Annotated in this window: 24 protein-coding genes and 2 other annotated features; of the genes, 4 read left to right on the top strand and 20 right to left on the bottom strand. The window is 43.6% G+C overall.

Annotated elements, in window-relative coordinates; translation table 11 throughout:
* Positions 1-192: 192 nt before the first annotated feature.
* Positions 193-414, bottom strand: a binding site (T-box leader).
* A gap of 30 nt (positions 415-444) precedes the next feature.
* Positions 445-665, bottom strand: a binding site (T-box leader).
* 110 nt (positions 666-775) lie between these two features.
* Positions 776-1,051, top strand: coding sequence for a hypothetical protein (locus AC3WLU_RS02180; RefSeq protein WP_134783481.1), 276 nt, complete (start codon positions 776-778; stop codon positions 1,049-1,051).
* Between the two features lie 40 nt (positions 1,052-1,091).
* Here AC3WLU_RS02180 and AC3WLU_RS02175 read toward each other — a convergent pair whose 3' ends face one another.
* From AC3WLU_RS02175 to AC3WLU_RS02120, 12 genes are all read right to left on the bottom strand, one after another.
* Positions 1,092-1,727 carry a DUF7010 family protein gene (locus tag AC3WLU_RS02175; protein WP_223255765.1) on the bottom strand — a complete coding sequence of 212 codons (636 nt, stop codon included), beginning with the start codon at positions 1,725-1,727 and terminating at the stop codon, positions 1,092-1,094.
* A 215-nt stretch (positions 1,728-1,942) separates the two neighbouring features.
* Positions 1,943-3,406: an amino acid permease gene (locus tag AC3WLU_RS02170; RefSeq protein ID WP_492596734.1), complete on the bottom strand. Its 1,464-nt coding sequence runs from the start codon at positions 3,404-3,406 to the stop codon at positions 1,943-1,945.
* Positions 3,407-3,521: 115 nt separating this feature from the next.
* Positions 3,522-4,847, bottom strand: coding sequence for a peptidase (locus AC3WLU_RS02165; RefSeq protein WP_492596733.1), 1,326 nt, complete (start codon positions 4,845-4,847; stop codon positions 3,522-3,524).
* 11 nt (positions 4,848-4,858) lie between these two features.
* Positions 4,859-6,040 carry a thiolase family protein gene (locus AC3WLU_RS02160; protein ID WP_492596732.1) on the bottom strand — a complete coding sequence of 394 codons (1,182 nt, stop codon included), beginning with the start codon at positions 6,038-6,040 and terminating at the stop codon, positions 4,859-4,861.
* A 19-nt stretch (positions 6,041-6,059) separates the two neighbouring features.
* A complete protein-coding gene (locus AC3WLU_RS02155) occupies positions 6,060-6,722 on the bottom strand; it encodes a 3-oxoacid CoA-transferase subunit B (protein ID WP_492596731.1) in 663 nt (220 codons plus the stop codon).
* Complete coding sequence (locus AC3WLU_RS02150) at positions 6,707-7,405, bottom strand: CoA transferase subunit A (RefSeq protein ID WP_413004761.1); 699 nt, start codon at positions 7,403-7,405, stop codon at positions 6,707-6,709. The genes AC3WLU_RS02155 and AC3WLU_RS02150 overlap by 16 nt, the downstream gene beginning before the upstream one ends.
* 10 nt (positions 7,406-7,415) lie before the next feature.
* A complete protein-coding gene (locus tag AC3WLU_RS02145; RefSeq protein ID WP_492596730.1) occupies positions 7,416-8,783 on the bottom strand; it encodes an aspartate aminotransferase family protein in 1,368 nt (455 codons plus the stop codon).
* A 59-nt stretch (positions 8,784-8,842) separates the two neighbouring features.
* On the bottom strand, positions 8,843-9,082 hold the full coding sequence (locus AC3WLU_RS02140) for a ferredoxin (RefSeq protein WP_098187431.1): 240 nt from the start codon (positions 9,080-9,082) through the stop codon (positions 8,843-8,845).
* A 12-nt stretch (positions 9,083-9,094) separates the two neighbouring features.
* The gene (ablB, locus tag AC3WLU_RS02135) at positions 9,095-9,958 is read right to left on the bottom strand and encodes a putative beta-lysine N-acetyltransferase (protein ID WP_492596729.1); all 864 of its coding nucleotides are present in this window, start codon (positions 9,956-9,958) and stop codon (positions 9,095-9,097) included.
* 65 nt (positions 9,959-10,023) lie between these two features.
* A complete protein-coding gene (locus AC3WLU_RS02130; protein ID WP_048688594.1) occupies positions 10,024-10,290 on the bottom strand; it encodes a YokU family protein in 267 nt (88 codons plus the stop codon).
* A 2-nt stretch (positions 10,291-10,292) separates the two neighbouring features.
* Entirely contained in the window at positions 10,293-11,723 is a 1,431-nt protein-coding gene (kamA, locus tag AC3WLU_RS02125; protein ID WP_063577638.1) for a lysine 2,3-aminomutase, read from the bottom strand.
* A gap of 467 nt (positions 11,724-12,190) precedes the next feature.
* Entirely contained in the window at positions 12,191-13,672 is a 1,482-nt protein-coding gene (locus AC3WLU_RS02120) for a sigma-54 interaction domain-containing protein (RefSeq protein ID WP_231892168.1), read from the bottom strand.
* A 186-nt stretch (positions 13,673-13,858) separates the two neighbouring features.
* Here AC3WLU_RS02120 and AC3WLU_RS02115 point away from each other — a divergent pair, with 186 nt between their 5' ends.
* Complete coding sequence (locus tag AC3WLU_RS02115; protein ID WP_492596728.1) at positions 13,859-14,344, top strand: GNAT family N-acetyltransferase; 486 nt, start codon at positions 13,859-13,861, stop codon at positions 14,342-14,344.
* A 218-nt stretch (positions 14,345-14,562) separates the two neighbouring features.
* Here the strand turns inward: AC3WLU_RS02115 and AC3WLU_RS02110 are convergent, their stop codons facing one another.
* Positions 14,563-15,552, bottom strand: coding sequence for a LacI family DNA-binding transcriptional regulator (locus tag AC3WLU_RS02110; protein ID WP_492596727.1), 990 nt, complete (start codon positions 15,550-15,552; stop codon positions 14,563-14,565).
* Positions 15,553-15,690: 138 nt separating this feature from the next.
* On the opposite strand from AC3WLU_RS02110, the gene AC3WLU_RS02105 reads away from it, so the two are divergent.
* Positions 15,691-16,539: an HAD-IIB family hydrolase gene (locus AC3WLU_RS02105; RefSeq protein WP_492596726.1), complete on the top strand. Its 849-nt coding sequence runs from the start codon at positions 15,691-15,693 to the stop codon at positions 16,537-16,539.
* Between the two features lie 81 nt (positions 16,540-16,620).
* On the opposite strand, the gene AC3WLU_RS02100 is transcribed toward AC3WLU_RS02105, so the two are convergent.
* From AC3WLU_RS02100 to AC3WLU_RS02070, 7 genes are all read right to left on the bottom strand, one after another.
* Positions 16,621-17,517 carry a M15 family metallopeptidase gene (locus AC3WLU_RS02100; RefSeq protein WP_492596725.1) on the bottom strand — a complete coding sequence of 299 codons (897 nt, stop codon included), beginning with the start codon at positions 17,515-17,517 and terminating at the stop codon, positions 16,621-16,623.
* Positions 17,518-17,994: 477 nt separating this feature from the next.
* Positions 17,995-18,642 carry a 3-oxoacid CoA-transferase subunit B gene (locus AC3WLU_RS02095; protein WP_057276918.1) on the bottom strand — a complete coding sequence of 216 codons (648 nt, stop codon included), beginning with the start codon at positions 18,640-18,642 and terminating at the stop codon, positions 17,995-17,997.
* 16 nt (positions 18,643-18,658) lie between these two features.
* A complete protein-coding gene (locus tag AC3WLU_RS02090; protein ID WP_034309718.1) occupies positions 18,659-19,354 on the bottom strand; it encodes a CoA transferase subunit A in 696 nt (231 codons plus the stop codon).
* 32 nt (positions 19,355-19,386) lie between these two features.
* Positions 19,387-20,772 (bottom strand): GntP family permease, encoded by a 1,386-nt coding sequence (locus AC3WLU_RS02085; protein ID WP_492596724.1) that lies wholly within the window; start codon positions 20,770-20,772, stop codon positions 19,387-19,389.
* A gap of 622 nt (positions 20,773-21,394) precedes the next feature.
* The gene (locus AC3WLU_RS02080; protein WP_492596723.1) at positions 21,395-23,062 is read right to left on the bottom strand and encodes a sigma-54 interaction domain-containing protein; all 1,668 of its coding nucleotides are present in this window, start codon (positions 23,060-23,062) and stop codon (positions 21,395-21,397) included.
* A 64-nt stretch (positions 23,063-23,126) separates the two neighbouring features.
* Positions 23,127-24,302 carry an acetyl-CoA C-acetyltransferase gene (locus AC3WLU_RS02075; protein WP_413004747.1) on the bottom strand — a complete coding sequence of 392 codons (1,176 nt, stop codon included), beginning with the start codon at positions 24,300-24,302 and terminating at the stop codon, positions 23,127-23,129.
* The gene (locus AC3WLU_RS02070; RefSeq protein WP_492596722.1) at positions 24,299-25,246 is read right to left on the bottom strand and encodes a 3-hydroxyacyl-CoA dehydrogenase family protein; all 948 of its coding nucleotides are present in this window, start codon (positions 25,244-25,246) and stop codon (positions 24,299-24,301) included. The genes AC3WLU_RS02075 and AC3WLU_RS02070 overlap by 4 nt, the downstream gene beginning before the upstream one ends.
* Positions 25,247-25,502: 256 nt before the next feature.
* On the opposite strand from AC3WLU_RS02070, the gene AC3WLU_RS02065 reads away from it, so the two are divergent.
* Entirely contained in the window at positions 25,503-26,279 is a 777-nt protein-coding gene (locus tag AC3WLU_RS02065) for a 3-hydroxybutyrate dehydrogenase (protein WP_034309729.1), read from the top strand.
* Positions 26,280-26,413 lie beyond the last annotated feature (134 nt).

Below are 26,413 nucleotides of genomic sequence, written 5' to 3'. Positions count from 1 at the left end.
TGGCTCTGGAGCTTGTAACGCAGCTTAGACGATATCAGTTACTCTTGTTCACCGATATAGCTCAAAGGCGGTAAATCAGTTTCCTAAGCCAGGAAGTTCGCAGCTGCCCTTCCCTCTCTGCAGGCCGTAAAAATGATTCATGTCCTTATCATCGCCATATTTTTATATAGAAAAAAACGCACACATCCCTATATAAGGGACGAGTGCGTTTACCCGTGGTTCCACCCAATTTCCCATAAGCAAAAAACACTCATGGCTCTGGAGCTTGTAACGCAGCTTAGACGATATCAGTTACTCTTGTTCACCGATATAGCTCAAAGGCGGTAAATCAATTTCCTAAGCCAGGAAGTTCGCAGCTGCCCTTCCCTCTCTGAAGACCGTAAAAATGATTCATGTCCTTATCATGGCAATAATTATAATAATAAAAAACGCACCCATCCCTATGTAAGGGACGAGTGCGTTTACCCGTGATTCCACCCAATTTCCCATAAGCAAAAAATACTCATGGCTCTGGAGCTGTAACGCAGCTTAGACGATATCAGTTACTCTTGTTCACCGATATAGCTCAAAGGCGGTAAATCAGTTTCCTAAGCCAGGAAGTTCGCAGCTGCCCTTCCCTCTCTGCAGACCGTAAAAATGATTCATGTCCTTGTCAATGCTTCTAAAATTTTATATTGTTATATATATTACAATATATTCCCATAAGTGACAACCTCAATTTTTTTCATTCCATTACCAACACCAAATTGGTATAATTAGTAAAAAAGGAGTCTCTATGAAACGTTTAAGCAATTGGTCAATCGTATTTGCAGTGATTGGTATCCTATCATTTTCCTGTTCCCTAGCTTTTTCAAAAGCGTCCGAGCTGCTTATGATTTCAGGATTCGGTGCGTTGCTAATTGGTTTGTTATGCAGCTTAGGGGCCATATATAAAAATGAAAGAGGAATGTCAAAATTTTTGGCTGTGGCTGCATTCTTTCTTTTAAGTTTCATTCTTGTTTGGAATGAACCATTTCAAATTGTCAGGCTCTTGACCTGGATGAAAAATTAAATGAAAAAACCCGTTCACCATGACGGGTTTTTTTATTAATTCATTCTACATCGGCTATCGTTCGGCTTGAATTCTTTATTCCGAGCCATAGCGTAAGTCCAGTGGTCCAGAGTATTAGCGCGCATCCAAAGCCGAGCAATGATAACGGTGCAAGGATTTGATGCTCCCCAACCATGACGGTGTCTGGCACAATCAGCCATGTAATAAGCGCCAATAAACAGAGAAGCACACCTGTTGCATAATAAACCTTGATTTGGAAAAGTGACGCCAATGGTAAAAAATGAATCCCTACAATAATGGCGATGACTCCCGGTATAAGATCGGTCTGATTGATCAAGTTACAGATGGCAATGGCAATCCCAATCAGCAAGCCTTCGGCAATGAAGACCATATTAAACAAAAATCCGATACGCTTAAGACGTCTTGCCCCATCATCTGAAACTTGATTGGACATTTTTTGTGATGCATGTATTAATGAAATGCCAACGATAACCATGATGATTCCCACGAATATGGCTGCGAGTTCCACGTAGGGAAACCCCCACCCTTGCAATCCCATTACACCGGTACCCGCCCACAGTGTTCCGAAGACCGCCATGAAAATGACTCCAATTCCAGAACCGCGAAACGCCTCTTTCATCATCAGTTTCCTTTCATCCACAGTATAATCGTACATAGAATAATATTGCACCACTTCCCCAATTATTCAGCTATAAAAAAATCATTTGAGATAAGATAATGGCCGTTTCGCAGATATAATTCGTTTTTCGCAGATATATTCCGTTTTTCGCAGATATAATTCGATTTCCGCAGATATAATTCGATTTCGATACAAATCTTCATAAGAAAACCTGAGTCCCCAAAGGGAAGCTCAGGTTTTTTCCATTGGTATCAAGCCACATCTGATTTATCGAATTGACAATCTTTTAATGCTATTAATTTGGTCTTATGATAAATCTTGTATCCTAGCCAGACTCCCAGGAATATCGGTAATCCGATATAGGAGACGGCGACTCCATACCAGTCGATGCTGCCGCTTAGGAATGCTCCATAGTTCTGTCCTGCTATGACGAGTATGCACAGGGTGAATGAAAGAATCGGACCGAATGGAAACCATTTTGCTTTATATTTGAGTTCGTTCAGGTCACCACCCTGTGCAACATAGGCTCGTCTAAAGCGATAATGGCTTATGGCGATTCCAATCCAGGCTATGAAGCCAGTCAGCCCGGATGCATTCAATAGCCATGTAAATACATGGTCCCCGAAAATGGAGGTCAAGAAGGCGAATCCCCCAATTATAGATGTCATGATCAAGGCATTCATCGGGATCCCCCTGCGGTTGACTTTGGCCAGGAATTTGGGAGCTTGATGATCTTTTGCCATCGACCATAACATCCGCGTTGATGCATATAGCCCCGAGTTTCCGGCGGACAGTAAGGAAGTTAACACGACCGCATTCATGACGGATGCCGCGAATGCCAGTCCTGCCCGTTCAAAGACAAGTGTGAAAGGGCTTACAGAAATGTTTTCGACATTTCCGTTCAACAAGCTTGGACTCGTATACGGTATTAAGAGGCCGAGTATCAGGATGGCCCCGATGTAAAATAATAGGATGCGCCAAAATACTTGGCGGATTGCATTCGGAACATTTTTTTCGGGTTCTTCACTTTCCCCGGCTGCAATACCAACCAGTTCTGTGCCTTGAAAAGAAAATCCCGCGATTAGAAAGATTGAGATGATCGATAAGAATCCTCCCTTGAATGGTGCCTCATCCATGGTGAAGTTTTCAAATCCGATCACCTTTCCGCCAAAAATCCCCAATATGGTCAATAAACCAATAATGATGAAGCAAATGATGGCAATGACTTTTATTAGTGCAAACCAATATTCAGATTCACCATAGCTTTTAATGGATAGGGCGTTGAGGGTGAAGACGATTCCAAGAAATAAGGCACTCCAAATCAGGCTGGGTACATCAGGGAGCCAGAATTTCATGATGATGGCTGCAGCAGCTATTTCCACGGCAAGGGTGACTGCCCAGTTAAACCAGTAATTCCAGCCAAGTGCAAAGCCGAATGCGGGATCAACAAAGCGTGTGGCATAGGTGGAAAAGGATCCCGACACAGGCATATATGTCGCCATTTCCCCTAAGCTCGTCATCAGGAAATAAACCATGATCCCAATGCAGGCATAGGCAGCGAGGGCACCGCCGGGCCCTGCGCTCTGGATGGTTGCCCCGCTCGCCAGAAATAATCCGGTTCCTATTGAACCGCCAATGGCAATCATGGTCATATGTCTTGCTTTCAGTTGCCTTTTAACTGTCGGTTCTTCATTATCAATGAGATTCATGTCCATAAGGTTCCTACCTCATTTTCTTTTAAAGTTAAAAGTTCAAGAATAAAAGAGTTTTTTAACAACCGCTTTGTGAAAGACTTAATCGTTCGCTTCACTTGCTGGGATGCCATCCAGTTCAATTGCCATTTCCCGGTATAGTCTCTCTCTTCCCTGATTGGGTGACCCCATCCCGCTCAGTCTCCATTCCACACCATTGAATTAGAGTGAGCGCAATGATTTCGGCTGTGGAGAACACGTTGTCGAGCAGGATGTATTCATTAGGATAGTGGGCAACCTCGGTTACTCCCGGTCCGAAAACGATTGCTGGCGTTTCACCGACATGTGTCAGCAATCCCCCGTCCGTTCCCCAAGGGGAGGCTTCAATGACCGGGTCCTGTCCGGCAACCTGCCGATATTGATGAACAAGTGCATTCATCAGTTCATGCTCTACATCAATTGACCCCGGAACCCAGCGTGCCCCGAACCATTCCAATACGGGCGGGTTTTCCTTGAACCATTGGTCCGCTTCCCCGAGCTGCAATAACCAGGCCGCCATTTCGTCTTTCGCCTGCTCCATCGTTTCCTCCGGCGCAACACCCATCCTTCCTTCGACTTTCACAAGGTCGGGAACGGATGACGGCCAATTACCGCCTTCAATGACGCCTAGATTGATTGGAATCGGAATGGGCGTGTTCTGATAAAGCGGATCACTGATACGTGCATTTCGCTTTTCTTCCAATGCACGAATATGATTGATGACGGTCATGCTTTTTTCAATCGCACTAACGCCTTCATACCTCGTTCCGCCATGGGCTGACCGACCTTTAACATGGATTCGGAACCACATCGAACCCTGCTGTTTCGGGAAGATCCTCATATTCGTCGGTTCAGGGATCAGGGCGGCATCGGCTTTATATCCTCTCAGGACAGCCGCTAATGTTCCGGCACCGCCGCTTTCTTCTTCAATCACACTTTGAAAAATGACATCTCCTTTTAATTGGATGCCATTTTCCTTCAAAGCCTGCATCGCCAGGATTAGCGAAACATTTCCACCCTTCATATCGGTTACGCCGCGTCCAAACATCCTTCCATTCTTAATCGCTCCGCTATATGGGTCGTCGTCCCACTGATCGCGGTCTCCGTCCGGAACGACATCGATGTGTCCGTTCAAAATGATGGAACGTCCGCCTCCAGTCCCTTTCATGATACCTACCACATTGGGGCTGTTGGAAAATTCACTGCGTGGAGAATAGAAATAAGAATGCTTTTTCAGCTCTCCGCCGTCAGGTTCCCAACTATCGATCTGCAAACCCATTTCCTGCAGCTTTTGGGCGACGATGGCCTGTGCCCCTGCTTCATTTCCTTGCGTACTCGGAGCTTGTACCATTTTTTGCAATAGGTTCGTTCCTTCTTCCCGATGATCCTTGATCCATTGGTTTATCCGTTTTTGTATATCCGGCACGTTTATCCTCCTTAATTACACATATTCTCATAGATTACTGAAAGTCCCATTCCGCCTGCCATACACAACGTTACCATTCCGTACTTAACTTGTGAACGCAACATTTCATGCATCAGTGTGACTGTCAATTTTGCACCTGTTGCTCCTACAGGGTGACCAAGTGCAATTGCCCCCCCATTGACATTGACAATATCCGGATTCAAATCTAACTCCTTGATCACTGCAAGTGCTTGGGCAGCAAAGGCTTCATTAAGTTCAATCAGTCCGATATCCCGTAAAGATAGACCTGCTTTTTCCAATGCCTTTCGAGTAGCGGGTACTGGTCCAATCCCCATAAATCCAGGTTCCACTCCTGCACTGGCAAAAGCCTTTATTTTCAAGAGCGGTTTTAATCCCTTTTCTTCTGCTTGTTGCTTGGACATTAAAAGTACAGCTGCAGCCCCATCATTCATAGGACAGGCATTTCCTGCCGTAATGGTTCCTTCATTTTTGAATACTGCCTGAAGATTGGCTAGTTGATCCAGATGAATGTCTTCGCGTACCCCTTCGTCATGGTTGAAGATTTGAAGGCCTTTTCGATCCTTGATTTTAAGTGAAATAATTTCTCTATTAAAGCGACCCTCTTCTATAGCTTTCCAAGCCTTCTTGTGGCTTTGATAAGCAAATTGATCCTGTTCTTCACGACGGATACCATATTTTTCAGCCAAGCGCTCGGCAGTGATTCCCATATGATCATTTTCCAAGGAACATATTAATCCATCTGCCAGCAGAGCATCCTCCATCGTTACGTTTCCAAATTTACCGCCCCATCTATTTTTCACGATATAAGGCACATTGCTCATGCTCTCCACTCCGCCGGCAATAATGACGTCTTCTTGACCAGCAGCGATAGTTAAAGCGGCGTTGGTAATGGCCTTTAGACCTGATCCACATGCTTTGATTACAACGTGTCCTGGAACACTGTGCGGGAAACATGCCTGCTGCGACGAAATTCGTGCCGAGTTAAGTCCGCCTCCATGGACATAGCCATGTCCGAAAATCACTTCATTGACTTTTTCTTTACCCAAACCGGAATTCTCCATTAAACCTTCCAATACTTGACGGCCCAATTCGGTAGCTTTAACATTCCTGAGTGATTTTCCAAAGGATCCAACTGCAGTTCGTGCCCCAGCAACGATGACAACCTCATTCAAGCTTTTTTCCTCCTCTTACCTATTCAATGGTGTTGACGGCAGCATGGATTTTCAACGTTGCCTCTGTATTCCTTATCACATCATCCACGGTATATGGCGCCATGACTTCCTTTAGCACCATTCCCTCTTCTGTAACTTCCATGACAGCCATATCCGTAATGATTAAATCCACACTCTTTCTAGCCGTCAATGGCAGCGTACATGTCTTCAAGATCTTAGATTCACCCTGCTTATTCACGTGATTCATCAGGACGATCACCTTTTTGGCTTTCTGGGCAAGCTCCATTGCCCCGCCCATACCCGGCACCCGCTTTCCTGGGACGATCCAATTCGCCAAATCCCCTCTTTCACTGACTTCCAGGGCCCCAAGGATGGTGATGTCGATGTATCCTTTCCTGATCATCCCAAATGCCGTTGCACTGTCAAAGTAAGAAGCTCCCATTACAGTGGTGATTGGGAAACCTCCCGCATTACAGAGGGCAGGATCTTCTTTTCCGGGATCAGGACTTGGACCTGTACCGAGAACCCCATTTTCCGCATGGAACAGCACATGGATATCTTGAGGAATATGATCTGCCACCAAGGTAGGGATGCCGATGCCTAAATTGACGATCAATCCGTCATGGATTTCCTTGGCGGCGCGTTTCGCGATGCGATTTCGTACATCTACTGCCATGCCCATTTCCAATTCACCCCTTTTGTCGGAATCACCATATCTACATAAATGCCTGGTGTGGCAATACATTCCGGATCCAATTCGCCTGCAGGAACGATTTCCTCCACTTCCGCAATCGTGAAGGCCCCTGCCATCGCTACGAGCGGATTGAAATTACATGCAGTCTTGTCGTACACTAAATTCCCAAGTGAATCGGCCTTTTTGGCATGGACGATGCTGACTTCAGCCGTCAAAGCGGTTTCCACCAAATATTCTTTTCCTTCTATCACAATCTTGTCCTTGCCTTCTTCGGCTATCGTACCAATCCCGACATCGACAAAAATCCCGCCTAAGCCTACACCGCCGGCACGAATCCGTTCGGCCAATGTCCCTTGCGGTGAAAATTCGACTTGCAGCTTTCCTTCAGTCATGAGCCTGCCGGCATTAGGATTGGATCCGATATGCGAGGCGATCACTTTCTTTGCCCTTTCAGCAGTCACAAGCCGGCCTATGCCAATGTCAGGAAATCCAGTATCATTGCCAATCAAGGTCAATTCCTTAACATCCTTGGCAAGGATACCCTGTACGAGCGTAGGAGGAGTTCCCACCCCTCCAAATCCGCCATACATGAGTGTGCATCCATCGGAAATATGCTCCAGCGCTTCTTCCAAGGTCACAATTTTGTTTTTCTTCGTAATGACCTGCTTCATATCGTTCCTCCTAAATAGCCTGCATGTCCTCAATCAAACCTTCCGCGTACAATTCTTGCTGCAACTCATCGAGGGAAGCTTCCAGTATCATGACGAGGCGGTCGATTTCTTCATTCGTAATGATTAATGGCGGAGATAAAATAACCGCATCGCCAGCGATTCCTTCAATCGCACCTGAAGCAGGATAGATTATTAACCCCTTCGCAAAAGCCTTATTGACAAGCCTTGTAGTCAGGCCGATTTGCAAGTCGAATGGAGTTTTTGAAATCCGATCGGAGACAAACTCAAGCCCAAGGAGCAGCCCTTTCCCTCTTACATCACCAATGATGTCGAATTTCTCAGCCAATCCTTGCAGCTTCTTAAACAGATATTGACCTTTCTTTTCCGCTGCCTGAACCAGGTCATTTCCCTCAATGTAGGAAAGCACTTCCAATGAAACGGCAGCAGATAGAGGGTTTGCACTATATGTGTGTCCAGCCATGATTGATTTCGAGCCTTTTAAAATGGGCTCCATGACACGGTCAGTAACCATTGTGGCTGCCATTGGAGTATACCCGGCGCTCATTCCTTTACCCAATGCGATGATATCCGGAGTGACTCCCCAGTGTTCCATCGCGAACATTTTTCCTGTCCGTCCGATTCCCGTCATTACCTCATCGGCAATAAAAAGAATGTCATAGTTTTCGCAGATTTCCTTAATCCTTTGATAGTAGCCATCCGGCGGTGTTACAGCACCAGCGGATGCCCCGATTATCGGTTCTGCGATGAAGGCGGCGATATTCTCGGATCCGACCCTTTGGATGGCTGTCTCCAGTTCATTTGCACACTGAAGCTTGCATCCTGAAGTTTCATTATTATAAGGACAGCGATAACAGTATGGAGCCGAAATGCTAGGGAAATCCTCCAATAGCGGCACAAAACGCTTTCTTCTTGGGACATGGCCTGACATCGATAAAGCGCCCATCGTGATCCCGTGATAACTCGTCCACCTGGAGACGATGCGGTTTTTTCGCTCAAACCCTTTTTCTTGCCAATGTTGAATCGCGATCTTCATCGCCGTTTCGGTCGCTTCCGATCCACTATTCACGAAAAATGACCAATTCAAATCCCCTGGAGCCAACTCACTTAGCTTTTTGGCCAATGCCTCTGCGGCTTCACTCGTAAAATGAGACCTATATGCAAAAGAAACTTTGCGGGCCTGCTCCGTCATGGCCTCGACAATATCCAATACACCATGGCCAATACTTGCTGTGACCGCTCCTGATGATCCATCTATATACTGATTTCCATCTATATCATAAAGATAAATTCCATTCCCATGAGAGATAGTGGGATAGTCATGATCTAAAGTAGGCTTAATCAAATAATTGCGTGTCATGTCATCTCTCCTTTTAACGTTCGTACCCACTGTGCAATATCTATTAATCAATTAAGTTCTTAAAAGGAACCGACCCTAAAAGGCTCATCCTGAATCAGGATGGATTCTGTAGGGCAGCCTTCCATAGCATCTTGCATGTCATCATGCAAGGTTTCAGGAACCTCGGCAATCCCTTGATTATCGTCCAAGATGACGAAAGCGATCCCTTGATCGTCATAGTCATAAATCTCAGGACCTGTTGAACCGCACGCCCCGCACGCAATGCACGTTTCTTTATCAACCCATGTGTATTTAGCCATAGAAAAATCCTCCTACTTGAGGGATAAATCTTTACCCCAAATATTCATGTCCTCATACTTATCCCAAATATTGCAATTCTTCGTTAATCTGCCTCCATATTCATAACCCAGCTGATGAAAGACGGCGTTCATGCCCATTGACAATGATCGGGCCAATGAATATGAGCAATAAATGTTTTTCTTGAATAATTCTTGCTCCAATGCGGAGATGAGCACCTTCATGAAACCATGCTTTCGATGCTGGGGAATTGTTGCACAGTCCGTTATTTCAGCATTATGATACATTTCATTCACTTCAGCGGATGCAGCACTCACGATGGTTCCTTCATATTCGATAACACTAAAGATCGTCCCTTCCTCCATCACTTTCTTGATATACCGTTCATCATTCATCGGTGTAGGGTAGGTTTCAAAAATGGCACCATATAGCTTTGCCAGCTCTTGTGCATCTTTCTCCGCAGCAAACCGGAGAATATAACCGTCAGGTATTTGCAGGGATTCAATCGGTCTAGAAACCTTGGTTACATCTTGGATGACCATATCTTCCTTGACCCAAAAGTCGCTAGTCCGCCTTTCATCCGTTAAATAAAAGGCCATGCAATAGGCATCATTCCCTTTGAAATACTTTCTCAATATTCCTTCCAGCATGAATCCCTGACCCAACGCCGCTGATAAATCTTCATTCCTTGCTTTAAGTATCACTTTTGTAAAGCCCTGCTCCTTTGCGATGGCAAGGGCCCGATCGATCGCTTTTTTGATATTTCCCCGATAATCATCCATGCGTAAGCGCTGATTGGCATGATCATGATAGAGCTCCATCGTATAACAATCCCCGGTCTCCATTTGGGTGAAAAAAGGCGGCTTTTGAACAGGCATCATGTATCCCCCTTATTTAAAGAATTCGGGAGAAGAGATGCCTAACATCCGCTTCTCCCGGCATTCTATTTCCAATTGAATAATTTTTTGACAGGTGCCTGAAGAAGCTGTTCATACGTAAACTCATCAGGATATTCACTCACATCATATATGGATAAGGCTTCATCCACCTTTTGATTCATTGAATCAGACACATAGATTCCGCATTCAGGACAGTTTATGGCCGGAACTTGAAGGACTTTTATTGAGCGTTTCCCGTCAGGCATGATCCAGTAACAATCCTTCTTTTCACTTTCTTCTACGTTTGGGGTATTGCACCATAAGCAGTCCATCTTCATTCCTCCTTGCCATCAGATTTCACCGAGCCGCTAGCGGCCAACTTTTTTTCTTGGGCCAACCTTAATTTTTCCTTCATTTCATCCCGTTTATCACGGCGATCCTTCAAGGAAGCATGTTCATCAGTGCTTTCATACGCTTTTCTCTTGTCAAGACGACGAAGGCCCTCTGGCACCAAGTTGAATTTCTCATCCGTCATGAGCGCGGAAATCCCGACGGCTTCTTTCCTATCCGCAGTACCATACACTTCATCAAAGTAAGCATCCGCACTGCCGGCAACATAGTTCTTCGGCTCCGGATAGCTAGTGATAACTCCTTCAAAGTTCCGTAAAACGACTTTATCCGGACTTTGCGAAAGAAGGTAATTCGGGGTCAAGGCAATCTTTCCGCCGCCGCCAGGAGCATCCACCACAAAGGTTGGCACTGCATATCCTGATGTATGGCCGCGCAGCGCTTCAATGATTTCCAGTCCTTTTGAAACCGGCGCCCGGAAATGGCCAATCCCTTCAGATAGATCACATTGATAAATGTAATAAGGTCTTACCCTTGCTTTAACACAGTCATGCATAAGCTTTTTCATGATATGGACACTATCGTTGATACCAGCGAGGATAACTGCCTGATTACCAAGCGGCACACCTGCCATCGAGAGCATATCACATGCTTTTTTCGCTTCATCCGTCAGTTCAAGTGAATGATTGAAATGCGTATTCAACCAAACCGGATGGTACTTTTTCAGAATATTACATAAATTTTCTGTAATTCTCTGCGGGAAAACGACCGGTGCACGTGTGCCGATCCGGATGATTTCCACATGCGGGATGGCGCGCAGGTTACTCAATACGTATTCAAGGATCTTATCATTGATCAACAGGCCGTCTCCGCCAGAGATCAGGACGTCCCTCACTTCCGGAGTGTTCCGGATATATTCAATCGCCCCGTCAAGCTGTTTCTTGGGAACACCCATGCCAACCTGACCTGAAAAACGGCGTCGTGTACAATATCTGCAGTACATGGAGCATTGGTTCGTTACAAGGAATAGAACGCGATCCGGATAACGATGCGTCAATCCTGGAACAGGGGAATCCTCATCCTCATGCAGCGGATCCTCCAAATCATATCTAGTCTTGTTCATTTCTGCCGAAAGCGGTACCGACTGTAAACGAATCGGACAGCGAGGGTCATCGGGATTCATCAATGAAGCATAATAAGGCGTAATGTTCAACGGAATCGTTTGAGTCGAAATCCGGACTCCTTCCTCTTCATCCGGTGTCAAGTTGACGACCTTTTTCAGATCATCCAGTGTTTTAATTGTATTGGTCAATTGCCAGATCCAATCATTCCACTGCTCTTCCGTTACATCCTTCCACAATTCGATATCATTATAATGCCTGCGTCCACCTAGGTATTCTTTATGTTTTACATCCATTCCCATCAAATTCATTAATAATGCCCCCTTATTATAAGAACTTATCAATATACTCTCGCAAGAATGATGCCAACATTGATAACAAGGAAATCATAAGCAAATGGGGGTAAAACAAGCTTAAAATCGCAAGATATTTTTCATTATGCATAATTTTTTGCAGCCAGATTCTTTGCGCCAAGCAATAAAAAAGAAGGCTCTCTTTACACAAGAGCCCTCCAGTTTGTAGACAAAAGAAGTTCTATCCAAATTTTTAAACATAGTTGATTGGAGCAGGTGTGCGAGAATCCTGAGGGAATATCGAGTCCAAGGGAGAGCCCAGCCGAGGGCGGACCGCCCGCGGAAGGCGAGTGACCTAAAAGCAAAAAAATGTAGACGAACTCGATTTTCATCGAGCTTGTCTACATTCTGAAAGTCTCTTCACGTTACACCATGTTCAAGAAGGTGACAGCGTTTCCAAAAAACTGAATTCACTTGGTTTCCTTCGACCCTGCCGTATAAACTTTTTCAATGCCGTACTTGTTTAGCTTATATTGCAGTCCCTGCCTTTTAATATTGAGGGCTTCTGCCGTTTTGCTGATATTCCCGTTATATTTCTCGAACATATTGATGATCATTTCCCTTTCCATTTCTTCAAGAACGACAGGTAAATCAATCCTGTTTTTCAAAGGGGAAGGCTGACTCTGCGCATTTGCTGCAGCATAATTTCCTGAAGGGAAAAGATAAGCAGGAAGATGATGTTCATCAATCATATCTTCCCCAGCGTCCATGACGTTAAAGGTTAACTCGATGGCATGTCCCAGTTCACGAATGTTCCCGGGCCATGGATATTGAAGAAGCCGCTGCATCGCCTTTTGACTGATCCCGCGCACTTCCGTAAAAAATGATTTGTTGAATTTTTGAATAAAGTGATTGACGATTTCCGGAATATCCGTTTTACGCTCGGAAAGAGAGGGCATCTGGACCGTTACGACATTGAGGCGAAAAAACAAATCCGAACGAATGATTCCCCGCTCCAACGCCTCTTCCGGAGAAATGTTCATCGCAGCTATGATTTTCACATTAATCTTTTGCTCCTTCGAACCTCCAACACGGCGCACTTCACCTTCCTGAAGCACCCGCAGCAATTTTGCCTGCAGACCGAGGTCGAGGCTATTCAGCTCATCAAGGAAAAGAGTACCGCCATTTGCCTGCTCAAAAATGCCCATGCGATCCATCGCTCCGGTAAAAGCCCCTTTCGTCGTGCCGAACAGCAGCCCCTCCATCAATTCCTTTGGAACGGCCGCACAGTTTTGCGCGATGAAAGGCTGATTTCGCTGAGCACTTACATTATGTATACTTTGCGCGACCAGTTCCTTCCCTGTCCCTGTTGGTCCATAAATCATGACTGGGGAATGTGTACGGGCCGCTTTTTTCGCCAAGGAAATCGCTTGCTTAAAAGCAGGACTATTGCCAATCAAATCACTAAAATGATAGGTCGCCGTCCCTTCAGAAAACTTATTTTTCCTATGCGTCTCGGCCAGCTGGGAACGCAAATCGACAATTTGGTCATACATATTCATGACCTTCGTAATGTCCTTTGCGATTTCCACTGCCCCAATAATTTCACCATCCTCATACAAAGGATACGTACTATTGATCGACGTTATTTTTTTCTCCTTTAAATTGACATATGTTTGAATGGACTCAATCGTTTCATTGCCTTTTTCCAAGGCCACATGCAGCGTACTGGATTCATCTGTTAATGAAGGATAAAGCTGAAAAATATTCTCCCCCAGCACCTGCTCCCGATCCAGCCCGTCGATATGCGCCATCATTTCATTGTAAAAGACCGTATCCCCATCTTTATTCACAATATGGACACCCACATTGATCACATTCAATATCCATTCAAATTGAGTGGAAAACTGATTTACTGAAGATTTCATTTCTTCATCTCCGTTCTCTGCCATTTGATAGAATCACCTGTAAATTATAGCATTTAATGGGAAACATTCATCTCTTTATTCTTATTAAAATCAAACTTCAGCACAAAGGCAATAGAATAATAAGGTCAAATAAAGGAATCTCGCATTAAGCCAAGAAGATTATAAAAGAAAATATAATATTTAGGAGTGAGTCGGATTTCGGAAACTAGATTGGAAATTAAACCGTGGGAAGATAAAGACCTTCCATTACTATTTCAACTAAATGCCCCAGAAATGATGGAACATCTTGGCGGACCAGAAAGTAATGAACAAATCCTGAAGCGTCATCAGCGGTATCTACAGATTGGTGATAAGGGATGCATGTTTAGCATCATCCCGTTTCCAGAGGCAAAGGCAGCCGGTTCCGTTGGCTACTGGCAAAAAGTGTGGAACGATGAATTCGTGTACGAAATCGGTTGGAGCGTCCTCCCTTCCTTTCAAGGAAAAGGAATCGCATCTCATGCCGTGATGGCACTGATGGAGAAAATCAAAGCCGAACGAAATTACAAATACATTCACGCTTTCCCTTCGATCACTAATCCTGCATCTAACGCAATTTGCCGCAAGCTCGGCTTCAATCTCATCTCCGAATGTGAATTCGAATACCCGCCAGGGAGCTTTATGAAATGCAATGATTGGTGCTTGGAACTTGATTGAATTCCATAGATGAATAGCGGATTTGTGTATAGGAAGGATCATTCCGTGGTAAGTCGAATTATGTTAGGTTTAGGGGAATTATTTCCCGGGAAAGTCGAATTATTCTGGGGTTGGTGAGATTATTCCCGAGGCAGGGCCGATTACATCCCTTAGAATTCTTGAGTATTTGTCTGAAAGGATAATGAACTGAATAAGGAGCTTTTATATCTTTATGAAGGTTAGGTTGATTCTCTGATTTTAAGTTCTGTAGGCAATTTAATAATGTCGCGCTTTAATTTCAAATCTTCATTTAAATATTTTATCAATTCTATTACAGTGCGTTGTCCCAGTTCCATAATCGGTATATCGATTGTGGTTATGGTCGGGGTTGTGACTTGGCAAATAGATTGATTATCATAACCAACTATGGCTAGGTATTCCGGTATTTTGTAGCCCAACACAGTTGCCTTTTTAATAATTCCTGCTGCTACCTGGTCATTTCCAGTAAATAAGGCAGTAGGTTTTTCTTTTAATTTTACTATTTCATCACAAATACGGAATCCATCTTCAATAGTAAATCCATGTCCAAATATCCAATCGTCATTATGTAGTAAATTATTATCCGCTAACGCTTTTATAAATCCTTCTTTTCTTTGACCCTGAGCCTGACTATAAGAAGTATCGTAACAAAAACCTATTTTCCTATGGCCTTTTTCTATTAAATGATTAACCGCTTTGTATGTCGCTTCGAATTCATCATATCCAATAATCGGTATAGAAGCGGAATGATGGTATTCATTACACAGTAAAATCGGGCCGTATTTCAAATAAGGCTTGATTACATTCCATTCATTTTCTAACGCTCCTAAAATAACCCCATCTACTTCTCTATTCTTTAATTTCCCCATAACATCCAATTCATTTTTCGCATCATAAATGGTTTGAAAAATGAGAACTTTATAATCATTTTCCAATGCTGCTAGAGATACTCCTTTAACCAATTGGGCAAAGAATGGATGATCGAAACTTGGGACTGATATTGCAATGGTTTGGGTTTTATTTGTCCTAAAATTCCGGGCTAGTGAACTTGGTGCATAATCAAGCTCTTCCATGACCTTTAAGATTTGTTCCCTCTTTTCTTTCGATACATATGGATGATTATTTAAGACTCTGGATACCGTTGTTTTAGAGACATTACATATCTTGGCTATCTCGCTAATTCTCGTCATTTAATCCCATCCTTGTAATATGTGGTTGACATGTTATCGATTTCAGAAGTTATGATTAAACCGTTCCTAATATATTAACAAAATTTATCTGAGTTGTATTTTTAAAAAGTTATATTTTTAGCGAATGGAGGGATTGTTATGTTTTTGAATAAAAAGGGCGGGTTTCAGTTATTGCCAAAGGTTGAAGACCCAAAATACATTGTATTCTGTGATTTCGATGAGACCTATTATCCTCATTACATGAGTCACGAGAGACAGGAAGATTTATTTGAGCTTGAAAATTACTTAGAAGCAAAAAGCATGGATGAAGAACTTGTCTTTGGCTGGGTCACCGGGAGTAGTATCGAATCAATATTACATAAAATGGAACAAGGTGGATTCAGGTTTTTCCCACATTTTATTGCCAGCGACTTAGGTACCGAAATCACCTATTTCTCGGAAAATAACTTTTTGGAAAGTGATCCAGATTGGCATTCGCAGATTAATATCGAAGAATTTAATAAGGGGAAAGTCGATGAAATTTATAATATTCTACTTAACGGCAATATCCCATTGATTCCTCAAACTCAAATGGGTAGTTCACGCTACAAAAGAAATTATTATTATCAAATACAACAGGAATCCGTCGACAAGAAGAATTTAGCTACCATCCAGAGGGTGGCCAAAGAGTATGGGATAGGGATAAATATCAATCGTTGCAATCCCCTTGCCGGCGATCCTGAAGATAGTTATGATATAGACTTCATTCCATTAGGCACTGGAAAAAATGAGATTGTCCGTTTTATGCTAGACAAATTCGGGCTGAATCGGGAGCATGCCTTTGCTTTCGGGGATAGCGGCAATGATTTGCTCATGTTAAAAAGTGTTAAACATGGTTACCTTGTTGGGAATGCAACTCAAGAAGCAAAGGAAGCTCATACTAAAATAGCGACAGGTACGTACTCCAAAGGAATATTAAGAACTTTGCAATCCATCATTACTATTTGAGTGGAAGTATAAGTAATGAGGAAAAGGTAGTTGATGCGCTCTTGCACAGCTTTACTTTCTGCTAACGGCATGGATTTTCCATCAAGCAAACAATTCATTCCATGTTACTTTGCCTGCAAGCTTATCAGCGGAAATCCTGCTTGCTTTCTGGTATTTATATAATGCCATCTCGGTATTTTCCCCGAATATTGCATCAAGGGGACCGGGGTCAAACCCTTCCATATAAAGTGCTGCCTGCAAGATCCATGTGATATTGTAGCTAGCTCCTTTTTTTATATTGATGACCGCAGTCTTGGTTTTAGGTCCCCATTTTCCATCGACAACTAGTTTTTTATTGAATTGCTTATTCAGTTCCGCTTGTAAACCTTTTATAAGGGCCGATCGGGTTTTGGGACCATAAACGCCATCTACGGCAATAGACGTTTTATATCGGCTATTTATCGTTTTTTGTATGGAAATTATATGCCCATCTCCTTTGCTGGTCTTTGGAGAAGTAATATGAGGGTTTTTTCCTGCTTGTAACTGTTTATAGGATAACCCGCCCGTCATCTCCAAATGAGGATAATCCTTGAATGAAGTCCAATCCCCGCCCCAGATAAATCCTAACTCTTTACCTATGGCAGCCACACGCTGCCATTTTGAGTTCACTGTCCATATCGCTTTCTTGCCATCATCACTCACAATGAAGAAATCAATAGCCAGTCCAAAATTATGATAAGATTGCCCAGGCTTAGCGTTTGTCACATTAGGCTTAGCTAGATTACTATAGTTTTTTCCATTGTAAATATAAACCCGTCCTTGACCGTAAAGCGAAGCTTGTTCTTCCAAAGAACGATAACCCGCACTAATCTGTACATAAATCCCTTCATTATAAGCACGTTCAATCATTTCCAATGCTGCTGCCTTCACAATAGGATTCATCCCTTTGCCCATCTTTTTCACTGACCGCTCCAATAATGTCCGTAATGCTACTTTCACTTTCATCCCTCCTTTTAAGTTCCCATCAAAGTTTATATAAGACTTTTTAACGGAAAAGTAGCAGGGTTGGAAAAGTTTGTTCTCATTTAATAGAGAATAGAAGAGAAAAGTTATTTATCCGCTCCTTTTTCCGCCGACTGTTTGCCAAGCCTCCTCGATGCAAGCGTCTGTGGGGTCTCCGGCTAGCCAGTTATTCGGCAGAAAAATTAGCCATAAAAAAACCCCGTAAATGTTAGTTTTGTGTCTAACATTTACGGGGCAGTTCAGAGTAGCCTACAGTTTTTTCTTAAACGTTCCAGCTGATTTCAGAAATCCGCTCCCTTCCCGCCGACTGTCTGCCAAGTATTGATAACTGTGGTGAAAAGGCCTTTCGTTCTTCAAATAGATAGGGAATTCCCCCCAAAAAAGACGGCTTCCGTTCGCCCGTTTGCGAATGAAAGCCGTCTAATCATGTATTATTTTATTAATCTCTTAACCTTACGCTTTGATTTCAATAGAGGGGCTTATTGTAAAGTCAGCCTCTGTTTTACTTTTCACTTCATCAAGTGTTACCCCATTTTGCAATTCAATCAATTCCATGCCAGCGTCTGTAAATTGAAAAACGGCCAGTTCGGTAATCAGGCAATGGACGACTTTTTCTCCCGTCAATGGCAATGTACAGCTTTTTTTCACTTTGGATTCCCCATGCTTGTTCACATGGTCCATGATGACGACAATTCGTTTTGCGCCTTGGACGAGGTCCATCGCTCCTCCCATTCCTTTTACCATCTTCCCTGGAATCATCCAGTTTGCCAAGTCCCCATTCTCGGAAACTTCCATCCCGCCTAAAATGGCTAGATCGATATGGCCGCCGCGAATCATAGCGAATGATTCAGCGCTATCAAAAAATGATGCCCCCGCTTTTGCCGTTACCGTTTCTTTTCCTGCATTAATCAAATCCGGATCAACTTCATCCTTTTGGGGATAAGGCCCGATTCCGAGTAAGCCATTTTCCGATTGAAGCATGACATTAAAGTCATTTGGAATCATGTTGGCAATCAAGGTCGGCATTCCGATCCCTAAATTCACACACATCCCATCTTTGATTTCTTTAACGGCCCGTTCTAAAATTAGTTGTCTAGTCATTCGATACTCCTCCTTTTTATGCGTTAGCAGTTGTAAGTCTTTCAATTCGTTTTTCATAGTCATTTCCTACAAGCACTTTTTGTACATAAACCCCTGAAGTATGAATTTCATCTGGATCGAGCTCCCCTGTGCCCACAAGCTCCTCCACTTCGACAAGCGTGACTTTCCCTGCGGTGGCAACGACAGGGTTAAAATTCCTTGCCGTTTTCCGATATACAAGATTACCAAAATGATCTGCTTTCCAGGCTTTTACAAAGGCAAAATCCCCGACTATTCCTTTTTCCATAATGTATGTGCGGCCATCAAACTCTTTATGTTCTTTACCTTTTGCGACTTCCGTCCCTACTCCTGTAGCTGTATAAAAGGCAGGAATTCCCGCTCCGCCCGCTCTTAAACGCTCGGCCAGCGTTCCTTGGGGAACTAGTTCGACCTCCAGCTCGCCACTTAAAAATTGCTGTTCAAATAATTTATTTTCCCCAACATAAGAAGCGATCATTTTTTTGATTTGTTTATTTTCAAGCAATAGACCCAGACCCCAGTCATCGACACCGCAATTGTTGCTGACAATCGTCAAATCCTTTACACCTTTGTTACGCAAAGCAATGATTAGTTTCTCTGGTATTCCGCTTAATCCGAACCCGCCTACGATAATGGTCGCTCCATCCTCGATTTGTTGAATAGCGCTATCAAAAGATGTTAATAATTTACTCATTTTCCATCATCTCCATTCTTAATACTATTCTATTAAATAAACAGTGATGTTGCAAAAGCTATGATGAACACGGTCACTGTTTTCAAAATCGTAATCGCAAAAATATCCTTGTAAGATTGACGATGTGTCAGTCCAGTAATGGCAAGCAAGGTAATGACGGCACCATTATGCGGCAGCGTATCCATTCCGCCAGATGCCATGGATGCTATTCGATGAAGCATTTCCGGGGTGATTCCGACACTTTGGGCCACCTGCAAATAGTGACTTCCCATTACTTCTAACGCAATCGAAAGTCCGCCGGATGCAGATCCGGTAATCCCTGCCAGCACATTGACGGCAATTGCTTCGGATACGAGCGGATTACCGCTTGCATCGAACACCCAGTTTTGAATGACCGAGAATCCAGGAAGCGTTTTCACCACATTCCCAAAACCAACTTCAGATGCAGTATTGAATATGGCAAGCAATGACCCCATTGCCGCAGCTGTTAATCCACTTGCCAATTTGACCTTGATACGTCCAACATTCAGAAGCATCGCTGCAATAATACCGATTGTCAATGCAACAATCAAAGACCAGGATGAAGTGACTGTGCTTACATCGGCAATGTTGAAAGTTTCCTTCAGCATCGATGCATCATACCAGTGCTTAACCGAAATGGCACTGCGGCTGAAAGCAAAATTAAACGCGACGACAAGGATGAGCGGTACGATGGACAGCCAAAAGTTAGGCAGGTTTTGCTGTTCTGCACTTTCTGGTTCATTAATATGTCCTTCCCCGTAGCCTTCACCATTTGCCACCGCTTGCCTGCGGCGGCGTTCTAACCAGAGCATTCCTCCAGTGAATACCATGATCGCGCCAATAATCCCCATTAATGGAGCAGCATAGGTATCTGTTCCGAAATAATTCGTTGGAATGATATTCTGAATCTGAGGTGTTCCAGGAAGAGCATCCATCGTATAAGTGAAAGCGCCTAATGCTATCGTTCCTGGCAATAATCTCTTTGGAATGTCTGCTTCTTTAAAAATTGCCGCTGCAAATGGATAAACGGCGAATGCCACTACAAACAGCGAAACCCCGCCATATGTAAGCGCCGAACAGGCCAGCACTACAGCAAGAATGGCCTGCTTTGAGCCTAGTGATTTTACGATGGTCTTGGCAATGGATGCTGCTGCACCGCTCATTTCCATGACTTTTCCAAATACCGCCCCTAGTAAAAATATCGGAAAAAACGCTTTTATATAGTTAGCAGCAAACGTCATATATGTCTCTGTATAACTCGGCAGCAAATGACCACCAGATAAAATGACCGCCAATAACGTAACAAGCGGCGCTATGATAATGACCGGATAGCCCCGGTAGGCTAAAAAGATTAAAAGTCCCAGCGCCACAACGATGGCTAAAATTTGAATCACCAATTCAATTCCCCCTTTTCTCCCCTTGCCCCAAAATAATTCGGAAGCCGTTAAATAGGACTAGCAATCTCCTAAATTCCATATTTTTAATTTTTCCGCTTTTACCATTCAAGCCCGCCTTCCCCAAGTCAAGCTGAATGATCCCCCTAAATATCCCCTAAACATTGAGAACGCTTTCAATAATCCCTTTTCATTTTACGTGGAAACACAATATAAAATGACAGATAGGCCATTCACTAAAGTAATTATGCAATTATTGTGCCAACTTAAATACAAGGAAAAATCTCATCTTTTAAAGCTTTTTCAAACATTTCCTTCCCTAAAATCCCTTAAAACTGTAAAGGTTTCAGTACATACAAAGATAAACTCCAAAAAAGTGTAAGACTTTTCTTACAACTTTTAAATTCCCTTTCGTTTTATGTACGGATTTCCTAACACACGCAAATATTTGCTAGTAAAAGCTTGGGGAGGGGGATTCAGGCATTCGCTTACATTCGGCGGAAAGGGAGCGGACTTCTGAAAGCATCTCTTGCACGTTTTAAAAATAAAAAAACTGCAGGCAAACTCGATTTCCTTCGAATTTGCCTGCAGTCTGAACCCTTTGGCAAAAGGGCCCTTTCTTCAATCATAAACCATATTTATTCATTTTTTCATACAGTGTTGTTCGGCTCACTCCGAGTCTCTTTGCCGTTTCTGATTTATTGCCAGAAGTCATTTCCAAACAGGAAACGATCGCCGCCCGTTCGGTTTCATCCATTACTTCAGCCAAGGTGCGGATCGAGACGGCTTCTTTATGACCCGTTATTTCTTTAGGGAGATGCTTGGAACGTATCATTTCCCCTTCTTCAACTATATTCATTGCGCGTTCAATGATATTCTCCAACTCGCGAATATTCCCCGGCCATTTATAAAGACGAAGCAGGCGCAATGCTTGATCGCTCATCCCCGTTACGCGTTTTTTCATGAGGTTCTGGTACTTTTCAACAAAATGATTTACCAGTATTTCAATGTCCTCCGGTCGCTCCCTTAAGGAAGGAACATGGATTTGCAGGACCTTCAATCGGTAATACATATCCAGCCGAAACTCCCCTTTCGAGACCATTTCCTCCAGATTACGGTTCGTTGCAGCGATTACCCGTACATCAATCGGAATACTTCCCGTCGAACCGACCCTCTCAATCTCTTTCTCTTGTAAAACACGGAGCAGCTTCACCTGCATATGCAGTGGCAGCTCACCGATTTCATCCAGAAAAATCGTACCGCCTTCAGCCGCTTCGAATTTACCTGCTTTTCCGCCTTTTTTTGCACCAGTGAAGGATCCCTCTTCATAGCCAAATAGCTCTGACTCCAGCAGCTCTGCCGGGATGGCAGCACAGTTCACTTTGACAAACACACCCATGGCCCGTCTGCTGTCATTATGAATGGAATGGGCAAACAGCTCCTTACCTGTTCCGCTTTCACCCAAAATCAATACATTCGAGTCGCTTTTAGCGGCAATTTTGGCCTGACCTTTCACTTCCATGAAAGCTGGGCTTCTTCCCATCAAATGATCAAACGTATATGAGGCCTTATTTCTCTCGCGAAAATCGCCTTTGTACTTTTTCAGCTCTACTTCAAGAGAATTTATCCGCTTGGAAAGAGCGGTGAATTGCCCGACATTCTTAAAAAGAATCTTCCCGACCGCCCCTATTAACTTGCCTTGTTTCCTTATCGGGGAACGGGTCGCAATTATATAATTATCTTTAATTTTTTGTAATTCAGCGACCTCTTGCTTGCCAGTTTTGGCGACCACATGCATACGGGTGTTTTCAATGACCTCCGTTACATGTTTCCCTATGGAGCTTTCCTGATCGACCCCAAGAAAATCCGCATAAGCATGGCTCAGCATTTGGACATACCCTTCCGTATCGACCATCACCAAGCCGTCATAGGCAAACTCGATAATATCCTTAAACAGAATTTCTTCATGATTATCGATATTAAGAAAATCACTTTTATTATTTGTAAATAACAGGAGGTAAATCTGATACTCATCCCCCATTTGAATGATGGCTTTTCTGACAATCCCATTATTATCATTCAAGCGGATCGGAGTATTTACAGCTGGTACAAGGTTTTTTTCTAAAATCAAATGTATTTGCCGATCAAATTGATTCCCAGCAAAAGCCTCGGATAATACGCGATTGCATAGAACGATTTCTTTTTCGTTTTTCGTTACCAAAACACCAAAAGGCAATTCTTCCAATATCGCTTTCACTAATCCCAATTGAATAGTTTCATTATCGCTGGCCATTCCTCTTCTCCTTAACCCGTCTGAAGTTTCCTCCATTATATCATAGGAAAATGAGGCCAAGTCATTACCGTTCCACAATCAGCGCAGTTCCCTGTCCGCCGCCGATACATAAGGTGGCAAGGCCTGTTTTTGCATCCCGGCGCTTCATTTCATACAATAAAGTCACTAAGATGCGGGCACCGGAAGCGCCTACCGGATGACCCAGGGCAATCGCCCCGCCATTCACATTCACTTTCTCCGGCTTCAGTTCAAGGTCCTTAAGCACGGCGAGTGACTGTGCCGCAAAGGCTTCATTCACTTCCATCAAATCAATTTCATCTATTGTCAATCCCACTTTTGCCAAAGCTTTCCTTGTCGCAGGCACAGGACCGTATCCCATGATTTTCGGATCAAGCGCAGCGTTTGCATATGACTTAATTGTCGCTAATGCTTCCAGTCCCAGCTCGTCCGCTTTTTCTTTAGACATCAGGACTAACATCGCACCCCCATCATTGATTCCGGAGGCATTTCCTGCCGTAACCGTTCCATTTTCCTTAAAAGCAGGACGCAGCTTCGCTAGCTGGTCGATCGTCAGCCCATGACGCGGGTGTTCATCTTGGTCCACCAAGATTGTCTTTCCTCTGCGTTTATATTCAACAGGTACGATTTCATCTGCAAATCGTCCCTCAAGCTGTGCCTTTTCAGCCTTCATTTGGCTTTCTAAAGCAAATTCATCCTGCTTTTCACGGCTGATCCCCCACTGCTCGGCGATATTCTCCGCAGTCACGCCCATATGATATTGATTAAATACATCCGTTAAGGCGTCATATGTCATGGAATCGACTGCTTCGGCATTACCCATTTTCTGTCCAAAACGATAATTGGGAAGTAAATATGGAGCATTGCTCATGCTTTCAATCCCCCCGGCAAGAATCACATCAGCATCACCAAGGGCAATGAATTGCGCTCCCATTATGACCGTACGGAGGCCAGATCCGCAAAGTTTATTAATGGCCATGGCCGGCGTTGTTTCCGGAATCCCTGCATGAATCGCAACCTGACGTGCCACATTTTGCCCTAATCCAGCAGATAGAATATTCCCAACCAATACCTCATCGATCATGTCAGCCGAAATATTTGCCCGCTTAATCGCTTCCTTAGCTGCCACGACTCCCAAGTCAACCGCCGAAACATTGGCAAGACTGCCTCCAAACGCACCAACCGGTGTTCTTGCTGCCCCTACAATCACCACTTCTCTCATAATACTTCCTCCTTCTCCATTTTTAATTTTCCCAGTTTAATAAAATTACGGTCCCTCTCATTGACTTTTTGAGAAACGGTAGATTCTTCATACGTAAAAATGCCTTCTCCCGACTTCGTCCCAAGCTTTCCCTCAGCCACCAAATCACGAATCAAATCAGGAGCTTCCTTACTCTGGTCCAATACCGGTGAAACATTATCGAAAACACGCTGCCATGTATCAAGTCCGCCAAAATCGGCAATCTCGATCGGCCCGGTAAATGCCCAGCGAAAACCTGGTCCAGCCGTTATCGCCGTATCGATATCCTCGGCATCGGCAACGCCCTCTTTTAATAGATAAAAGGCTTCACGCATCAAGGCAGTCTGGAGACGATTGGCAATGAACCCTGCTATTTCTTTTTTCAAGAGAATCGGAGACTTGCCGATTTTACGCATTAAATCCATGGTTGTCTTGACGATTTCCGGCTTCGTTTCGTCATGCTGAACAATTTCAACCAATGGAACCAAATGGCCAGGATTAAAGAAATGCGTGATGACCATTCGCTCCGCAAACGAGGCCTTCTCCATCAATTGGGAAATCGGAAAGGTCGATGTATTTGAAGCAACAATGGCATCCGGTTTGATTATTTCCTCCAGTTGCTGATATAGATTTAATTTCAGCTCGATGACTTCCGGAATCGCCTCAATGATAAAATCAGCATCCCTTACTGCCCCTTCCAAGTCCACGCTGTATGTAATATTCGCTAATGCACCTTGCTCTTCCCGATCAGTCAAAGCCCCTTCCTCGATGAGCAATAATAGATTCTCAGAAATTCGATTTTGGGCATGGTATAGCAGCTCTTCCTTTATATCGTTAATGGTGACGAAATACCCGCTAACTGCAAAAGACTGAGCGATCCCACTACCCATTACACCTGAACCGATAATGGCTATTTTTTTAATCATCCAGCTTCCCCTTTCCGTTTCAATTACCTTTATTTACTCACCTTTTTATATATGCAATATCCATGCCAATGATAAGGGGAAATAAAATTCTTTTTTTATCTTGAAAATCATGATAGACTCTTACTCATTAACCTAAACCATATTTTTTATAACCTTCCCTTTATATTTCCAAGAGTTTACTCTACGGAATACTTCCCTGTTCACGACATAAAATGACAGACTTGGACCATTACATTTTTTATTGGAGGAATGTAATATGGTTAAAGATAAAGTGGCGATAATTACCGGATCTGCTAGAGGAATCGGCTTTGAGATCGGAAAGATATTTGCTGAAAATGGAGCAAAGGTCGTTTTGTCCGACCTTGATCAAAACACAGTTGAAAAAGCTGCTCTGGACCTAAGGAACAACGGCTTGGAGGTTATCGGCTTAAAAGCTGACGTAACAAGTGAAGAGGATATTATCCAACTAATCAAACAAGCTAAAGACAAATATGGACGAATCGATATTTTCATCAATAACGCCGGCCTTCAGCATGTTGCACCAATTGAAGAGTTTCCAACTGAAAAATTCGAACTGATGATCAAAATCATGCTGACCGCGCCATTCATTTCAATTAAGAACGTTTTGCCAATCATGAAAGAACAAGGCTTCGGCAGAATCATCAACATCTCTTCCATTAACGGCCTGATTGGATTCGCCAACAAAGCCGCATACAATAGTGCCAAACACGGTGTAATCGGCTTGACGAAAGTCGCTGCCCTGGAAAGCGCCTCTTTTGGCATAACCGTCAATGCCCTTTGCCCAGGATACGTAGACACGCCTCTCGTCCGCGGTCAATTGGAGGACCTGGCAAAAACAAGACAGGTACCGTTAGAAAGCGTTTTGGAAGAGGTCATCTATCCACTTGTCCCACAAAACCGCTTACTCGATGTAAGTGAAATAGCCGACTACGCCATTTTCCTTGCAAGCGACAAAGCCCGGGGCATCACAGGCCAGGCAGTCGTATTAGATGGCGGATATACCGCCCAATAAAATGCATGTTAAAAACCCCGAATAAACGGCACCAAATAGTGCTCTGTATTCGGGGTTTTCTGTATGGAAATATGGGGAAATTTGGTGACGAAAAGATATCCCCCATGTTAAAGTAATATAGGGATACCTCCCAT

It is taken from the genome of Peribacillus sp. FW305-BF15 (genome assembly GCF_058783805.1).
The sequence above is the reverse complement of the archived record's forward strand: the minus strand, read 5'-3'. Positions and strand labels throughout refer to the sequence as shown.

Excerpts from the sequence above, each read along its gene's own strand:
- AC3WLU_RS02080 (WP_492596723.1), bottom strand. The coding sequence starts at position 23,062 with ATGGCCAGCGATAATGAAACTATTCAATTGGGATTAGTGAAAGCGATA.
- AC3WLU_RS02180 (WP_134783481.1), top strand. The coding sequence starts at position 776 with ATGAAACGTTTAAGCAATTGGTCAATCGTATTTGCAGTGATTGGTATC.
- AC3WLU_RS02075 (WP_413004747.1), bottom strand. The coding sequence starts at position 24,302 with ATGAGAGAAGTGGTGATTGTAGGGGCAGCAAGAACACCGGTTGGTGCG.
- AC3WLU_RS02170 (WP_492596734.1), bottom strand. The coding sequence starts at position 3,406 with ATGGACATGAATCTCATTGATAATGAAGAACCGACAGTTAAAAGGCAA.
- AC3WLU_RS02175 (WP_223255765.1), bottom strand. The coding sequence starts at position 1,727 with ATGTACGATTATACTGTGGATGAAAGGAAACTGATGATGAAAGAGGCG.
- AC3WLU_RS02070 (WP_492596722.1), bottom strand. The coding sequence starts at position 25,246 with ATGATTAAAAAAATAGCCATTATCGGTTCAGGTGTAATGGGTAGTGGG.
- kamA (WP_063577638.1), bottom strand. The coding sequence starts at position 11,723 with ATGGATGTAAAACATAAAGAATACCTAGGTGGACGCAGGCATTATAAT.
- AC3WLU_RS02130 (WP_048688594.1), bottom strand. The coding sequence starts at position 10,290 with ATGGACTGCTTATGGTGCAATACCCCAAACGTAGAAGAAAGTGAAAAG.
- AC3WLU_RS02105 (WP_492596726.1), top strand. The coding sequence starts at position 15,691 with ATGTTTTTGAATAAAAAGGGCGGGTTTCAGTTATTGCCAAAGGTTGAA.
- AC3WLU_RS02150 (WP_413004761.1), bottom strand. The coding sequence starts at position 7,405 with ATGAAGCAGGTCATTACGAAGAAAAACAAAATTGTGACCTTGGAAGAA.
- AC3WLU_RS02120 (WP_231892168.1), bottom strand. The coding sequence starts at position 13,672 with ATGGCAGAGAACGGAGATGAAGAAATGAAATCTTCAGTAAATCAGTTT.
- AC3WLU_RS02095 (WP_057276918.1), bottom strand. The coding sequence starts at position 18,642 with ATGACTAGACAACTAATTTTAGAACGGGCCGTTAAAGAAATCAAAGAT.
- AC3WLU_RS02090 (WP_034309718.1), bottom strand. The coding sequence starts at position 19,354 with ATGAGTAAATTATTAACATCTTTTGATAGCGCTATTCAACAAATCGAG.
- AC3WLU_RS02145 (WP_492596730.1), bottom strand. The coding sequence starts at position 8,783 with ATGACACGCAATTATTTGATTAAGCCTACTTTAGATCATGACTATCCC.
- AC3WLU_RS02065 (WP_034309729.1), top strand. The coding sequence starts at position 25,503 with ATGGTTAAAGATAAAGTGGCGATAATTACCGGATCTGCTAGAGGAATC.
- AC3WLU_RS02155 (WP_492596731.1), bottom strand. The coding sequence starts at position 6,722 with ATGGGCATGGCAGTAGATGTACGAAATCGCATCGCGAAACGCGCCGCC.
- ablB (WP_492596729.1), bottom strand. The coding sequence starts at position 9,958 with ATGCCTGTTCAAAAGCCGCCTTTTTTCACCCAAATGGAGACCGGGGAT.
- AC3WLU_RS02140 (WP_098187431.1), bottom strand. The coding sequence starts at position 9,082 with ATGGCTAAATACACATGGGTTGATAAAGAAACGTGCATTGCGTGCGGG.
- AC3WLU_RS02110 (WP_492596727.1), bottom strand. The coding sequence starts at position 15,552 with ATGACGAGAATTAGCGAGATAGCCAAGATATGTAATGTCTCTAAAACA.